This is a genomic window from Streptomyces sp. NBC_01264 (assembly GCF_026340675.1).
Taxonomy (GTDB): Bacteria; Actinomycetota; Actinomycetes; order Streptomycetales; family Streptomycetaceae; genus Streptomyces.
Window position 1 is genome coordinate 1,490,971 of the sequence record NZ_JAPEOX010000001.1, and the last position, 13,045, is coordinate 1,504,015.

A 13,045-nucleotide genomic window follows, 5' to 3' on the forward strand; every position below is an offset into this window, starting at 1 on the left:
GCTTTCGATCGCGTTCGGTTGCACACCGGGCCACAGTGGGTGACCCTGGGGAGGTGTCACCGAGGGTGCAGCACCCGTAACACTGATGTCGGGGAGTCGCAGCCGTGATCAGTCATTCCCGCAGGCACTGCGTCGTCGAACTGCAGGCCCTGCCCTTGCGGATCGGACAGATCCGCCGAATCGTTTCGGCGCAACTGCGCCACTGGCAGCTCGATCCGCTCATAGACCGGGCTGCGCTCGGCGTGACGGAGCTGCTCAGCAACGTCCACCGCCATGCGCAGCCGGACAAGACCTGCACGGTCGAGATCGAGCTGCGCCTCGGTCGGCTGACCGTGTCCGTCTACGACAGCGATCCCCGGCTTCCGCAGCTGAGGCACTCGGCGGCGACGGCCGGGGCCCCGCGCCCCGCGGAGGGTTCACCGATCGACGCCCTGGAGACCTCCGGCCGCGGGCTCGCGCTCGTGGAGGCGCTCAGCGAGGCGTGGGGAGCCCGGCAGCAGGACGACAGCCCGGGCAAGGTCGTGTGGTTCTCGCTGCGCGCCGCCCCCGGCCCGGCCGCACCGGAGCGCCACCCGGTGCTCCTCACCGAGAAGCCGGAGCACCGGACCGCGAAGAAGGCCGTACGGGAGCCCGCGCCGGCCCCGCCCGTCGCCGCACCCCCCGAGCCGGTCTCCGCCGGCCTGTCGGTGACCGCCTCGGTCGGCGCCCGGCCCGGGTAGTCCCCGGTCGCCGAAGCCGCCCGGAGCCGCGGGAACAGCGGTCAGGCCGCCGCGCCCAGGGTCCCCAGCGGGTCGTCCAGCACCGGCTGCCACGCCAGCTCCGCGGCGCCGACCAGGCTGTTGTGGTCGAGCGTGCAGGGCAGGATCGGCACGCCGCCGCTGCGGCCCCACAGGCTGCGGTCCGCGACCACCGCGCGCAGCCGCTCGGGGTCGGCGTAGAGCAGCTCGCGGTGGAGTCCGCCGAGGATGATCCGGTCCGGATTCAGGATGTTGACCAGGCCCGCGAGGCCCAGGCCGAGCCGGTCGATGAGCTCCTCCGTAGCGGCCCGTACCCCCGGGTCCGCGGACTCCCCGCGGAGCAGGTCGCGGGCCTGCTGGAGCAGGGACACCTCGGGGCCCGGGGTGCGCCCGGCGGCGGTGAGGAAGGCCAGCGGGTCGGCCTCCACGTCGAGGCAGCCGCGGCTGCCGCAGTGGCAGGCGCGCCCTTCGGGGTTCACGGTGAGGTGGCCGACCTCCAGGGCCAGGCCCGAACTCCCGCTGTGCAGGCGGCCGTCCAGGACCAGCGCCCCGCCGACCCCGCGGTGCCCGGTGGCCACGCACAGCAGGTGCTGCGCACTGCGGCCGGCGCCGTGCCGGTGTTCGGCGAGCGCGGCGAGGTTCACGTCGTTGCCGGTCAGCGCCGGGCCGTCGATGCCCGCCTCCTTCACGCAGTCGGCGAAGATGGCCCGTACGGGGGAACCGGCGGGCCAGGCCAGGTGCAGCGGGTTCAGCGCCGTACCCTCCGGCTCCGCGACCGCCGAGGGCACCGCGAGTCCGGCGCCGATGCAGCGCCGGCCGGTCTGCGCGAGCAGCGCGGCCCCGGCTTCGACCACGGCGCCGAGCACCTGCGCGGGGTCGGCCGACACCGGGACCCTGCCGGGAGCCGTGGCGACGATCCTGCCGCCGAGGCCGACCAGGGCGGCCCGGAACCCGTCCGAGTGCACCTGCGCGGCCAGGGCCACCGGGCCGTTCTCGTCCACGGAGAGCCGGTGCGAGGGCCGGCCCTGGGTTCCGCCGGCCCCGCCGGGCCGGGAGTCCACGCGGATCAGCCCGAGCGCCTCCAGCTCGGCGGCGACGGCCCCTGCGGTGGCGCGGGTGACGCCGAGCTCGGCCGTCAGGACGGCGCGGGTCGGGGCCCGGCCGGTGTGGACGAGCTCCAGCGCCGGTCCGAGCGCGCCACGGCCCCGCTCCAGCTTGGTCCGCGCGGAGCCGGCTGCCGCTGCCGCCGCTGCCGTGGAACCTGCTGTCCCGTCCGTCCCAGCGGACACCGTGGTCACTTCCCCCACCCGCCGCGGGGCCCCGTTGCCGTTCATGACAGCGATCCTCGCATGATCGGAGCGTCGAGGACGCCGCCCGCTAGCCGAGCCCGCCGACCCGGAGCGTGATGTTCAGCCGCCCGGTCAGCCCGAGGCCCGTCGGAGCGGTGCCGGGCAGGACTTTCGGCACCCCGTGAAAGGCCCGTCGGACCGGCCCGCCGAAGACGAACAGATCCCCGCTGCGCAGCTCAACGTCCCGATACGGACGCCCGCGCGAGGCGGTGTTGCCGAAGCGGAAGAGGCAGGAATCACCCAGGCTCAGCGAGACGACCGGGGCTTCGGAGCGCTCCTCGGCGTCCCGGTGCATGCCCATGCGGGAGTCGCCCTCGTAGAAGTTCACCAGCGCGATGTCGTAGGCGACACCCAGATCGGGAGCCCGCCCGTACGCGGCGGCCACGGCACCGCGGCCCAGCAGCGCGAGCCAGTCGGGCAGCGCCTTGACGGGGGCGCCGTCCCCGTCGACGGCCGTGGGCGCGTATCCGTACGGGTACCAGTGCAGGCCCAGGCACACCTGCCGGGCGCTCATCGTTCCCCCGCCGGGCGTGCGCACCGTACGCAGTCCGGCGGGCGGCCGGGCCCATTCCCGGCAGGCCTCCACCAACTCCCGCTGCCGCCCGGGCGCCAGCCAGTCGGGCACGTGCACGGCGCCGGGCACGATCTCGGTGCGCTCGCGCGGGAAGAGCTCGCCGTCCCGATGCTCCATGACCTCCACCACCTGCTCCGTCGCGTCTGCCCAAGGTCTCGGCAGCACTCTCCGCTGCCCCCAGCCTCCGTCATTCTTCGTTGTGCGTCGCCACGCACGGCTGAGAGACTCCCGCCATGGAGATCATCAGCTATGTGAAGACCCTGGCCCGCGAGGGCGAGCAGCTCGCCGACATCGCCGAACGGGCCGGTACGGACGTCCTGGTGCCCACCTGTCCGCAGTGGCGGGTCGCCGACCTGCTGCGCCACACCGGCTCGGTGCACCGATGGGCCACCGGGTACGTGGCGCGGGGTCTGACCGAGCGGGCTCCGTTCCCGGACGCTCCGGAGCTGGTGGGTGCGGAACTCCTGGCCTGGTTCCGCGAGGGCCACGCGGGACTGGTGCGGACCCTGACGGGGAGCTCGGCCGACGCGCGGTGCTGGACCTTCCTGCCGACCGCGCCGCCTTCGCCGGTGGCCTTCTGGGCGCGGCGCCAGGCGCACGAGACCACCGTGCACCGGATGGACGCGGAAGCCGCGCTGGGCGTGCCCTTCGGGGCGGTGGATCCCGGCTTCGCCGAGGACGGGGTGGACGAGCTGCTGACCGGGTTCCACGCGCGGCCGCAGAGCCGGGTCCGGACGGCGGAGCCGCGGGTGATACGGGTTACGGCCTCCGACACGGGCGCGGTGTGGACCGTACGCCTGTCCCCGGAGCCGGCGCGCACGGTCCGCGGAGACGGCGCGGAGGCCGACTGCACGCTGACGGGCGAGGCCTCCTGGCTCTACGCGGCGCTGTGGAACCGGCGGCCGCTCACCGGTCCGGGTGTGACGGGCGACGCGGAACTGGCCCGGCTCTGGGTGGACACGGCCGGAATCTGACCCCCGGGCGTGCCGGGGCGCCCTTGTCTGCCCCGGCTGGGGCGGCGAGACTTCGCCCATGGAACGACGCAGCCAGGCCGACCGGGACGCGGTCACCATCGAGATCGTGTTCGCCTTCGTCAGCGGGCTCTTCGCCGCCGGACTCGCCTTCGCGGCACTGTACGGCCCCGCCCTGGCCTTCGACCTCTCCCCCACGACCGACCGGACCCTGGCGACGGTGGGCGGCGTCCTGGCCGCCACGGCGTTCCTCCTCCGGGTCACCCACGTCCTGTGGCGCTTCGCCCACCGCCCGGAACACGCCGTCCGCGAGGACCTCGGGCACTCCTAGAGCGGGCCGCATGGATGCCCCGGCCGTACGGCCCGCCCCGTCAATGGAGAACGCCGTCCCCGGTGACGCGGGACGGGCACCCGCCGCGTCCACGGCCGTCCCGGCCTTCGACGGGTCCGCCTCACGTCCGCGGCTCGCGCCGGGGCGGCACCGGCTCGTGGATCCCGACGGCCGTACCGTCGAGGTCACCGCCGTCGGGCGGACCGGGTCCGGCTCGGGCTCAGCCCAGGGTTGAGGCGTACGAGGTCTGGGCGCGGTACTTCCAAGTGGGCTGGGCGTCCCAGGGGTTCGGCATCCGCGCGCTCGTGGCGTAGGCGTAGCCCGCGCCGCGCTCGAAGGCCGTACGGAGCGTCGCGCGCATCGCGGTGGCGTCCGGGACGTCGTGCACGAGGTGCCAGAACGCCGTACCGCTCGGGTCGAGTTCGGCGCCGGAGCGGTAGCCGGTGAGCGCGTTGAAGACGTTGCCGCCGAGCCAGCCGGCGCCCGTGTAGGCCGCGTAGGTGTCCTCGAAGGTGACGAAGACGTCGGCGGTGCGGCGGCCGGGCTCCAGGAAGCAGTCGGCGATGGCCGTCCCGGGGTTGTTCACGACCAGGTCCGGCGTGCCGGGGGCGACGGCCTCCATGGTGTCCTGCACGTAGCGGCGCAGCTCCGCGTAGTGGTCGCGGGTGGCGTTGGCCGGGCCGCAGTCGCGGCTGACCACGTCGAAGAAGATGCCGTCCACGTGGAGGCGGCCGTCGGGCGTCCTCAGGTAGTTGTCCACGGAGGCCTTCACCGCGGCGAGGTCGCGGTTGCCGTGGTCGGTGTGGACGTAGCCGAGCACCTTGGTCCTCTCGCCGGTGGCGGTGGTGCCGGTGCGCAGGACGTCGGCGCGGGCCCGCCAGGGGGCGTCGAACGGGGAGTCGCCGTTGCCCGGGTTGAGGACCACCACCGAGGCGGCCGGGCTGGTGGCGGTGAGATCGGCGAGCATCGGGTCGTTGGCCCAGACGTACGCCGGGACGGCTATCTCCAGGCCGCGTACCCCGGGCGCCCGCGGCGTCGGTCTCACTTCGGGGGTCGGAGCCGGGGCGAGGGCCGGGGTACGGTCCCGGGCCTGGGCCCGGCCGGGCTCCGAACTCGCCGACGCGGTGACGGCCGGCGCCGGCGCGGCGAGTAAGAGGGTGGCCAGGACGGCGTAGACGGCCTTCGCGGCGCGGGTCATGACTGCTCCTCGGGGCGACGGCGGGAGCGGCGCCGGGGCGATGGCCGGGCGCCGGGGACGGCAACCGGGACGGGAACCCGGTCCGAGGAACACTAGACGGGCCGCCGGGCGCACCAGGGGCGATTCCCCCGCTTCAGTACGAGGAACTGACAAGCGAACCATCCCCGTCCCCGCCGGTTCGGCCGGGCCCGGCCCTATACGGCGGGCAGTCCCACCCCGTGCGCCAACTGCCCTGCGGCGTGCGCGAAGAAGGCGTCGCGGTCCTCGACGACCCGGTTGAACTGGCCGAACAGCTCGAAGGAGATCAGGCCCACGAGCTGCGCCCAGGCGGCCACCAGGGCCGCGGCGGCCTCAGGCGGCAGCCCTTCGGCGAAGTCCGCGGCCATGCGGGCGGCTTCGGGGCGCAGCTCGGCGGGGAGCGACGGGAGGGCGATGCCACGGCCCTCGTAGGCGGCGCGGACGATCCCAATGAGGGTGTTGCCCACGCGGGAGGCCGGGCCGACGGTGTCGAGCGGGGCGGTGTAGCCGGGGACGGGCGAGCCGTAGATGAGGGCGTACTCGTGCGGGTGCTCCAGCGCCCAACCGCGGACGGACGCGCAGACCGCGGCCCAGCGGGCGCGGGGGGCGTCGCCGGCGGCCAGCGCGCGGGTGTCGGCGGCTTCGGCGGCGGCACCGACGCTGTTGTAGGCGTCGACGATGAGGGCGGTGAGGAGCTCGTCGCGGCTGGGGAAGTAGCGGTACAGGGCGGAGGAGACCATGCCCAGCTCGCGGGCGACGGCGCGCAGCGAGAGCTTGGCGGCGCCCTCCGCCGCGAGCGCGCGGCGCGCCTCATCCTTGATGGCGGCGGTGACTTCGATGCGGGCTCGTTCCCTCGCCCCTCGCACGGTGCTCATGGGGGTCAGTGTGCCACACAGTCAGAGCACCGCCCACAAATCAGATCACCGATCCACTTCGAGAGCACTGCTCTTGCTTTGGAGCATCGATCCGTGCAGACTGGTCTCAAGCGAGAGCAGTGCTCTCCCAAACGCCCCGGAGGCCACCATGAACGCGCCCAAGCCGTACTACGTCCAGGCCGGCCCGCTCGGCACCCGCTTCAACGCCCTCATCGGCAAGCTCGCCCGCTCGGGCATGAGCCTGGCCGGAACGGCCGAGCTGTCGGTGCGCGGCCGCACCTCCGGCACGATGCAGCGGATCCCGGTGAACCCGTACCTCCAGGACGGCACCCGGTACCTGGTCTCCGCCCGCGGCCACTCCCAGTGGGTCCGCAACATGCGCGCCGCGGGCGGCGGCGAACTCCGGCTGGGCCGCACCGTGCAGACGTTCACCGTCACCGAGCTCACCGACCCCGCCGAACAGGCCGTGGTCCTGCGCGGCTACCTGAAGAAGTGGGGCTGGGAGGTCAACCGGTTCTTCAACGGGGTCACCGCGAAGTCCACCGAGTCCGAACTCCGCGCCGCCGCCCCGGACCACCCGGTCTTCCGCATCACGATCACCCCCTGACCCACCCTCCGGAGCACCCCGGGCACGCTGAGCACCCCGCCGCCCCCTCGGCGCCCGGCAACCCGCCGCCCCCACGGCACCACCGGGGCCGGCAACCCGCCGCCCTCCCGACACCCCCCCCGGAGCCGGGCCTGGCCCCGCCCCCCGGAAAACGCGGCGGCGGCCTCGCCGGGACATCCGGCAAGACCGCCACACTCCGCACCTCGGTGCCCGACGCTCCCCATCGGGAGCGGCGCCTTCGGGCCGGGTCACACCCCCGGGCACACCTGTCGGTTCAGCCCTTCACCCCGCCCTGGGCTCCGTCCTGGACTCCGTCCTGCTCCCCGGACCGGGACCCGGCCCCGGAGTCGGACCCGGCCCCGGCCCCGGAAGCGGGCTCAACCCCAGCCCCGGTCCCGGCCTCCGCCGCACCCCGGCTCCGCGCCTGTCGTGCGTCCAGCACGTGCAGCGCCTTGCGCGCCAGCGGGTACGTACGCACCATCTCCGCCAGCGTCAGCGACCCCCGAGCAATCCGCGCGAAGGCCAGCCAGGCCGGCCGGAAACCGGTGATCGCCGCGTGCAGCAGACCCGGCTTGGCCTCGAAGAGTTCCAGCATCCGCTTGCCGACGCCCATCTCCACCCCCAGCCCCGCCTTCACCGCGAAGGCGTAGTTGAGGGCCTGGCGGCGCGCGTCCACGGCGTCCTGGGCCTCGGAGATCTTCACGGCCCACTCCCCGGCGAGCCGCCCCGACCGCAGCGCGAAGGAGATGCCCTCCCGGGTCCACGGCTCCAGCAGTCCGGCCGCGTCGCCCGCGACCAGGACCCGCCCGCGCGAAAGCGGCGATCCGGGCTTGCGGCAGCGGGTCAAGTGCCCGGAGGAGACCGCCGGTTCGAAGCCCGACAGGCCCAGCCGGGCGATGAAGTCGTCCAGGTACCGCTTGGTCGCCGCGCCCTCGCCCTTCGCCGAGATGACCCCGACCGTGAGGGTGTCGCCCTTGGGGAAGACCCAGCCGTAGCTGCCGGGCAGCGGTCCCCAGTCGATGAGGACCCGGCCCTTCCAGTCCGCGGCGACCGTCTCGGGGACCGGGATCTCCGCTTCCAGGCCGAGGTCGACCTGGTCCATCTCGACGCCGACGTGCGCGCCGATCCGGCTCGCGCTGCCGTCCGCGCCGACCACGGCCCGGGCCAGCACGGTCTCGCCGTCGGCGAGGACCACCGCGACGGTCCGCCGGTCCGGCACGGACGCCCCGTGCTGTTCCACCCGCGCGACGGCCGTACCCGTACGGACCGTGGCGCCGGCCTTCTCCGCCTCGGCGACCAGCGCCGCGTCGAACTCGGGCCGGTTGATCAGCCCGAACAACATCTGCTTCGAGCGCCGGGTCCGGGCGAACTTCCCGTCCAGCGAGAAGGTGACCGCGTGGACGCGGTCCTTGAAGGGCAGCACGAAACCCGGCGGGAGCGCATCGCGAGAGGGCCCGATGATGCCTCCGCCGCAGGTCTTGTACCGGGGCAGTTCCGCCTTCTCCAACAGCAGAACGCGCCGCCCCGCGGCGGCCGCCGCGTGCGCGGCCGAGGATCCGGCCGGCCCGGCCCCGACCACGACCACGTCCCACACCTCGCCGGTCTCCCCGGCCGTCTGCGCGTCCGCCCCCTGAGCGGTCTGTCCTGCCGCCGCGTCGCGTACGTCGCCGCTGTCGCTCTCGTCGCTGCTCACGATGTGCTGCTGCTCCTGATCATGCGGTTCATGCCGTTGCTCCGATGCCGGGGAAATCCTACGGCGCGAGATCGACTGCCCCGTTGTGCGAGGATCAAAAGAGTCCTTTGCCGTAGCCCGCATACGCACATCCCGCGATGCGGGACGCGTGTGCGCAACCCGTACACGTACACAACGTCGCACCCAAGAGGAGCGTGCCCATGCCGTCTCAGTCGATCGCCGAGACCGTCGCCTCGCTGATGCCCCGCGCCAAGCAGGAGCTGTCCGAGCTGGTGGCTTTCCAGTCGGTGGCGGACTGGGCCCAGTTCCCGCAGAGCGAGAGCCAGGCCGCCGCGAACTGGGTGGCCGACGCGCTGCGCGTCGAGGGCTTCCGGGACGTGGCGCTGCTCGACACCCCCGACGGCACCCAGTCGGTGTACGGCTTCCTGCCCGGCCCGGCGGACGCGCCGACCGTCCTGCTCTACGCGCACTACGACGTGCAGCCCCCGCTGGACGAGGCCGCCTGGACCTCCCCCGCCTTCGAGCTGACCGAGCGGGACGGCCGCTGGTACGGCCGCGGCAGCGCCGACTGCAAGGGTGGGTTCATCATGCACCTGCTCGCGCTGCGCGCCCTGAAGGCCAACGGCGGCGTCCCGGTGAACGTGAAGGTGATCGTCGAGGGCTCGGAGGAGCAGGGCACCGGCGGTCTCCAGCAGTACGCGACGGCGCACCCCGAACTGCTGGCCGCCGACGCCGTGGTGATCGGTGACGCGGGCAACTTCCGTACGGGCCTGCCGACGGTCACCGCGACCCTGCGCGGCATGTGCCTGCTCAAGGTCAAGATCGACACCCTGGGCGGCAACCTGCACTCCGGCATGTTCGGCGGGGCCGCCCCCGACGCGCTGGCCGCCCTGATCCAGCTCCTGGCCTCGCTGCGCGCGCCGGACGGTTCGACCACGGTGGACGGGCTGGCATCGGACGCGGTGTGGGAGGGGCTCCAGTACCCGGAGGCCGACTTCCGTTCCGACGCGAAGGTGCTCGACGGGGTCGAGCTGATCGGCGCGGGCACGATCGCGGACCGGCTGTGGGCCCGGCCGGCCGTCACCGTGCTCGGCATCGACGCCCCGCCGGTGGTCGGCGCCACCCCCTCGGTGCAAGCGAGCGCGGGCGCACTGGTGAGCCTGCGGGTGCCGCCGGGCATGGACACGACCGAGGCGATCAAGCTGCTGGAGGCGCACCTGGTGGCGCACACCCCGTGGAAGGCGCACCTGGAGGTCGAAATCGTCGGCCAGGGACAGCCGTTCCAGGCGGACACGGACAGCCCCGCGTACGCCTCGATGGCGCAGGCCATGAAGGTGGCGTACCCGGGCCAGGAGATGCAGATCAGCGGCATGGGCGGCTCCATCCCCCTGTGCAACACGCTGACCGAGCTGTACCCGGACGCGGAGATGCTGCTCATCGGCCTGAGCGAGCCGGAGGCGCAGATCCACGCGGTGAACGAGAGCGTCTCCCCGGAGGAGCTGGAGCGCCTGTCGGTCACGGAGGCGCTGTTCCTCCTCAACTACGCCGAGTCCAAGCGCGCCTGACGGTGTGGCGGACGGTTTCCCCCGCTCCGCCAGGAGCGAACCACGCTGACGGCGCAACCTGCGCCGTCGGCGTGGTTCCCCCCATACGTTCGGGTGATGGATCTCGTAGAAGTCATCCCCGACCGACTCCACATGCTGCGCTTCCCCATCGGCCAGGCCTACCTCTGGCGCGACGGGGAGACCCTGACCCTGATCGACGCGGGCCACGCCGGTGCGGCGGACGCGATCGAAGGGGCGATACGCTCCCTCGGGCTCGCGTCGGAGCGGCTGGAGCGGATCGTCCTGACCCACTGCCACCGCGACCACGTCGGCGCGGCGGGCGAACTCGCCTCCCGCCGGGGCGCGGAGGTACTGGCGCACGGGCTCGACGCCCCGGTGATCCGCGGCGAGCAGCCGGTCCCGGAACCGGTGCTGCTGGACTGGGAACTGCCGCTGTACGCACACGGCCTGACGGTTCCGCAGGCCCCGCCGACCCGGGTGGACCGGGAGTTGAAGGACGACGAGACGCTCCCCTTCGGCGACGGGGCGGTCGTCGTGCACGCTCCGGGCCACACCCCGGGCAGCATCGGCATCCATCTCCCGGAGCACGGGGTGCTGTTCACGGGCGACTGCGTCGCCGGAGTCGGCCAGGTGATGCTCGGCGTCTTCAACGCGGACCGCGCCCGAGCCGTCGAGTCGATGGTCCGGCTCGCCGCGCTGGCCCCCTCGGTGGCCTGCTTCGGCCACGGCGACCCCCTGACCTCGGACACCGCGGCCGTCCTTCGCGCGGCAGCGGAATCGGCGGCGCAGGCGGAGGCCGAACCCCAGGCCCGAGCCCAGGCCTAAGCCGAACCCGAACCGGAGCCCGAACCGGAGCCCTACCCCGAAGCGTAGGGCCGGCCCCCGGCTACGGGACCGCCCGTCCGGCCTCCAAGTACGCCGCCCGTCCCCGTTCGCGTGCCCGCAGGGCCCACCGGAGCCTCTCGTAGCGGACCTGCGGCAGCAGGTCCGCCGCTTCCTCCTCCGTCACGAACCGCCAGGCCCGCAGTTCCGGCCCCGGCAGCCGCAGTCCCCCGGCCTGCGCCGCCGACAGCCGGCCCCCGTCGAACAGCAGCCGCAGGCCGCCGTAGCCCGCGGGAGGCTCCGGCGGCTCCCAGTCCACCACCAGGAGCTCCGGGAGGCGTTCCAGTACGAAACCGAGTTCCTCCTCGACCTCCCGTACCCCCGCGCACGCCGGTGCCTCCCCGGCCTCGACGACCCCGCCGGGGAACTCCCAGCCGGGCTTGTAGGTCGGATCCACCAGCAGCACCCGATCCGCGTCGTCGAAGAGCAGCACCCCGGCCGCGACCGTCTCGCGCGTCGGCTGCGGGGTCTGCACGATGTCGCAGACCCGGGCGGCGTCGGTGCGTACCGCCTCGGCGATCCGCTCGGCCGTCTCCCGTACGGTCAGGGCCCCGTTGTCGATGACGTGCGCGTCGGCCGCCAGCCAGCCGCCCAGCGCGTGCTTGTAGGCGGGGATGTGGTCGTAGCACCACTGCCGCACCCGCAGGTCCACGTCCGCGGCCGCCCCGGGCTCCTCCCGGGTCGCGATCCGCTTCCGAAGGATCGTTTCCTCCGGGGCGAGCAGCACGTGTCGCACCGCGATCCTGCGCGCCGCGAGCCCGCCGAAGATCTCGTCGCGGTACTCCTGGCGGAGCAGCGTCATCGGGACCACCAGCACCCCGCCCAGCTCCGCCAGCATCGCCGCCGCCGTGTCCACGACGAGCCGCCGCCAGCTCGGCAGGTCCTGGTAGTCGGACACTTCGGCGAGGCGTTTGCGCGGCAGCAGCACGCGCAGCGCGTCACCGATGAACTCCGGGTCGAACAAGGTGCTCTCCGGCAGGAGGCCGGTCAGCTCGCGCGCTGTGCTGCTCTTGCCGGCGCCGAACGTGCCGTTGATCCAGACAATCACGTCTACCCCTCTCCCGATGCCCCCAGTGGCTTGCCCGTACCACCCTGCCACGGAAACCCCGGCGCCCCGCCGAGTGCTTATCCTCAAGGTCAGGGGCCTGTCCGCAGCGTCGGTCCCGCACCCCGACTGCGCCCGACCGTCCGGAGGTCCGACACCGTGCCCCACACCCGCCGCCCGCCCGAGCCCCGTTACGGCAACCGGCCGACCATGAAGGACGTGGCGGCCCGGGCCGGCGTGGGCCTGAAAACGGTGTCACGCGTGGTCAACGGGGAGCCGGGGGTCACCCCGGACACGGAGAGGCGGGTCCAGGAGGCCATCGACGCCCTCGGTTTCCGCCGCAACGACAGCGCGCGCGTCCTGCGCAAGGGCCGCACCGCCACCGTCGGCCTGGTCCTGGAGGACCTCTCCGACCCCTTCTACGGACCGCTCAACCGGGCCGTGGAAGAGGTGGCCCGCGCCCACGGCGCCCTGCTCATCAACGGCTCCAGCGACGAGGACCCGGAGCGCGAGCGGGAGTTGGCGCTCGCGCTGTGCGCCCGCCGCGTGGACGGGCTCGTGGTGATCCCGGCCGGGGACGACCACCGCTATCTGGAGCCGGAGATCCGGGCCGGGGTGGCCACGGTGTTCGTGGACCGCCCGGCGGGCCGGATCGACGCGGACGTCGTCCTGTCCGACAGCTTCGGGGGCGCCCGGGACGGGGTGGCCCACCTGATCGCGGCCGGCCACCGCCGGATCGGCTTCATCGGCGACCAGCCGCACATCCACACGGCGACCGAGCGCCTTCGGGGCTACCGCGCGGCCATGGCGGACGCGGGCCTGCCGGTCGACGCCTCCTGGGTCTCCCTCGGGACGACGGCCCCGGAACGCGTCTCGGCCGCGGCCCGCTCGATGCTGTCGGGCCCGGAACCGGTGACGGCCCTCTTCGCGGGCAACAACCGCGTGACGGTCACGGCCGTACGCGTCCTCGCGTCCCTGCCCCGCCCGGTGGCCCTGGTCGGCTTCGACGACTTCGAACTCGCCGACCTGCTGAACCCCGGCATCACGGTCATCGCCCAGGACGCCGCGGCCCTGGGCCGCGTGGCCACGGACCGCCTCTTCCAGCGCCTGGCGGGCGCCGACCTCCCCCCGTCCCGCATCGAACTCCCCACCCGCCTGATCCCCCGCGGCTCGGGCGAGATCCCGCCGACCGCCTGACCC

At 73.9% G+C, this 13,045-nt stretch carries 14 protein-coding genes; 8 read left to right on the forward strand and 6 right to left on the reverse strand.

The features are described from left to right. Nucleotides 1-104: 104 nt before the first annotated feature. The gene (locus OG435_RS06705) at nucleotides 105-719 is read left to right on the forward strand and encodes an ATP-binding protein (protein ID WP_266875885.1); all 615 of its coding nucleotides are present in this window, start codon (nucleotides 105-107) and stop codon (nucleotides 717-719) included. Between the two features lie 41 nt (nucleotides 720-760). On the opposite strand, the gene OG435_RS06710 is transcribed toward OG435_RS06705, so the two are convergent. Then, on the reverse strand, nucleotides 761-2,071 hold the full coding sequence (locus OG435_RS06710; RefSeq protein ID WP_266875886.1) for an ROK family protein: 1,311 nt from the start codon (nucleotides 2,069-2,071) through the stop codon (nucleotides 761-763). Nucleotides 2,072-2,114: 43 nt separating this feature from the next. Then, a complete protein-coding gene (locus tag OG435_RS06715; RefSeq protein WP_266875887.1) occupies nucleotides 2,115-2,777 on the reverse strand; it encodes an alpha-ketoglutarate-dependent dioxygenase AlkB family protein in 663 nt (220 codons plus the stop codon). Between the two features lie 116 nt (nucleotides 2,778-2,893). Here OG435_RS06715 and OG435_RS06720 point away from each other — a divergent pair, with 116 nt between their 5' ends. The 3 genes from OG435_RS06720 to OG435_RS06730 are packed head-to-tail and all read left to right on the forward strand — an operon-like array spanning nucleotide 2,894 to nucleotide 4,197. Continuing rightward, nucleotides 2,894-3,634 (forward strand): maleylpyruvate isomerase family mycothiol-dependent enzyme, encoded by a 741-nt coding sequence (locus OG435_RS06720; protein ID WP_266875888.1) that lies wholly within the window; start codon nucleotides 2,894-2,896, stop codon nucleotides 3,632-3,634. 58 nt (nucleotides 3,635-3,692) lie between these two features. After that, nucleotides 3,693-3,962: a DUF6332 family protein gene (locus tag OG435_RS06725; protein ID WP_266875889.1), complete on the forward strand. Its 270-nt coding sequence runs from the start codon at nucleotides 3,693-3,695 to the stop codon at nucleotides 3,960-3,962. 10 nt (nucleotides 3,963-3,972) lie between these two features. Further along, nucleotides 3,973-4,197: a hypothetical protein gene (locus OG435_RS06730; RefSeq protein WP_266875890.1), complete on the forward strand. Its 225-nt coding sequence runs from the start codon at nucleotides 3,973-3,975 to the stop codon at nucleotides 4,195-4,197. Here the strand turns inward: OG435_RS06730 and OG435_RS06735 are convergent. Beyond that, complete coding sequence (locus OG435_RS06735; protein ID WP_266875892.1) at nucleotides 4,183-5,160, reverse strand: spherulation-specific family 4 protein; 978 nt, start codon at nucleotides 5,158-5,160, stop codon at nucleotides 4,183-4,185. The genes OG435_RS06730 and OG435_RS06735 overlap by 15 nt on opposite strands. 194 nt (nucleotides 5,161-5,354) lie before the next feature. Further along, nucleotides 5,355-6,053, reverse strand: a complete 699-nt coding sequence (locus OG435_RS06740; RefSeq protein ID WP_266875894.1) for a TetR/AcrR family transcriptional regulator — start codon at nucleotides 6,051-6,053, stop codon at nucleotides 5,355-5,357. A gap of 148 nt (nucleotides 6,054-6,201) precedes the next feature. Here OG435_RS06740 and OG435_RS06745 point away from each other — a divergent pair, with 148 nt between their 5' ends. Then, complete coding sequence (locus OG435_RS06745) at nucleotides 6,202-6,660, forward strand: nitroreductase/quinone reductase family protein (protein WP_266875896.1); 459 nt, start codon at nucleotides 6,202-6,204, stop codon at nucleotides 6,658-6,660. A gap of 274 nt (nucleotides 6,661-6,934) precedes the next feature. Here OG435_RS06745 and OG435_RS06750 read toward each other — a convergent pair whose 3' ends face one another. Next, the gene (locus OG435_RS06750; protein WP_323187938.1) at nucleotides 6,935-8,254 is read right to left on the reverse strand and encodes a geranylgeranyl reductase family protein; all 1,320 of its coding nucleotides are present in this window, start codon (nucleotides 8,252-8,254) and stop codon (nucleotides 6,935-6,937) included. Nucleotides 8,255-8,553: 299 nt separating this feature from the next. On the opposite strand from OG435_RS06750, the gene OG435_RS06755 reads away from it, so the two are divergent. Continuing rightward, nucleotides 8,554-9,918, forward strand: a complete 1,365-nt coding sequence (locus OG435_RS06755; RefSeq protein ID WP_266875900.1) for a dipeptidase — start codon at nucleotides 8,554-8,556, stop codon at nucleotides 9,916-9,918. A 96-nt stretch (nucleotides 9,919-10,014) separates the two neighbouring features. Then, nucleotides 10,015-10,743, forward strand: a complete 729-nt coding sequence (locus OG435_RS06760) for an MBL fold metallo-hydrolase (RefSeq protein ID WP_266875901.1) — start codon at nucleotides 10,015-10,017, stop codon at nucleotides 10,741-10,743. Between the two features lie 61 nt (nucleotides 10,744-10,804). On the opposite strand, the gene OG435_RS06765 is transcribed toward OG435_RS06760, so the two are convergent. Further along, nucleotides 10,805-11,848, reverse strand: coding sequence for an NUDIX hydrolase (locus OG435_RS06765; RefSeq protein WP_266875902.1), 1,044 nt, complete (start codon nucleotides 11,846-11,848; stop codon nucleotides 10,805-10,807). A 156-nt stretch (nucleotides 11,849-12,004) separates the two neighbouring features. Here OG435_RS06765 and OG435_RS06770 point away from each other — a divergent pair, with 156 nt between their 5' ends. After that, nucleotides 12,005-13,042, forward strand: a complete 1,038-nt coding sequence (locus OG435_RS06770) for a LacI family DNA-binding transcriptional regulator (protein WP_430625590.1) — start codon at nucleotides 12,005-12,007, stop codon at nucleotides 13,040-13,042. The last annotated feature ends 3 nt before the right edge of the window (nucleotides 13,043-13,045 follow it).

What these genes read in the sequence shown, in the direction of transcription:
- OG435_RS06730 (WP_266875890.1), top strand. Translation starts at nt 3,973, where the DNA reads ATGGATGCCCCGGCCGTACGGCCCGCCCCGTCAATGGAGAACGCCGTC.
- OG435_RS06745 (WP_266875896.1), top strand. Translation starts at nt 6,202, where the DNA reads ATGAACGCGCCCAAGCCGTACTACGTCCAGGCCGGCCCGCTCGGCACC.
- OG435_RS06735 (WP_266875892.1), bottom strand. Translation starts at nt 5,160, where the DNA reads ATGACCCGCGCCGCGAAGGCCGTCTACGCCGTCCTGGCCACCCTCTTA.
- OG435_RS06710 (WP_266875886.1), bottom strand. Translation starts at nt 2,071, where the DNA reads ATGAACGGCAACGGGGCCCCGCGGCGGGTGGGGGAAGTGACCACGGTG.
- OG435_RS06720 (WP_266875888.1), top strand. Translation starts at nt 2,894, where the DNA reads ATGGAGATCATCAGCTATGTGAAGACCCTGGCCCGCGAGGGCGAGCAG.
- OG435_RS06740 (WP_266875894.1), bottom strand. Translation starts at nt 6,053, where the DNA reads ATGAGCACCGTGCGAGGGGCGAGGGAACGAGCCCGCATCGAAGTCACC.
- OG435_RS06725 (WP_266875889.1), top strand. Translation starts at nt 3,693, where the DNA reads ATGGAACGACGCAGCCAGGCCGACCGGGACGCGGTCACCATCGAGATC.
- OG435_RS06760 (WP_266875901.1), top strand. Translation starts at nt 10,015, where the DNA reads ATGGATCTCGTAGAAGTCATCCCCGACCGACTCCACATGCTGCGCTTC.
- OG435_RS06755 (WP_266875900.1), top strand. Translation starts at nt 8,554, where the DNA reads ATGCCGTCTCAGTCGATCGCCGAGACCGTCGCCTCGCTGATGCCCCGC.
- OG435_RS06715 (WP_266875887.1), bottom strand. Translation starts at nt 2,777, where the DNA reads ATGGAGCATCGGGACGGCGAGCTCTTCCCGCGCGAGCGCACCGAGATC.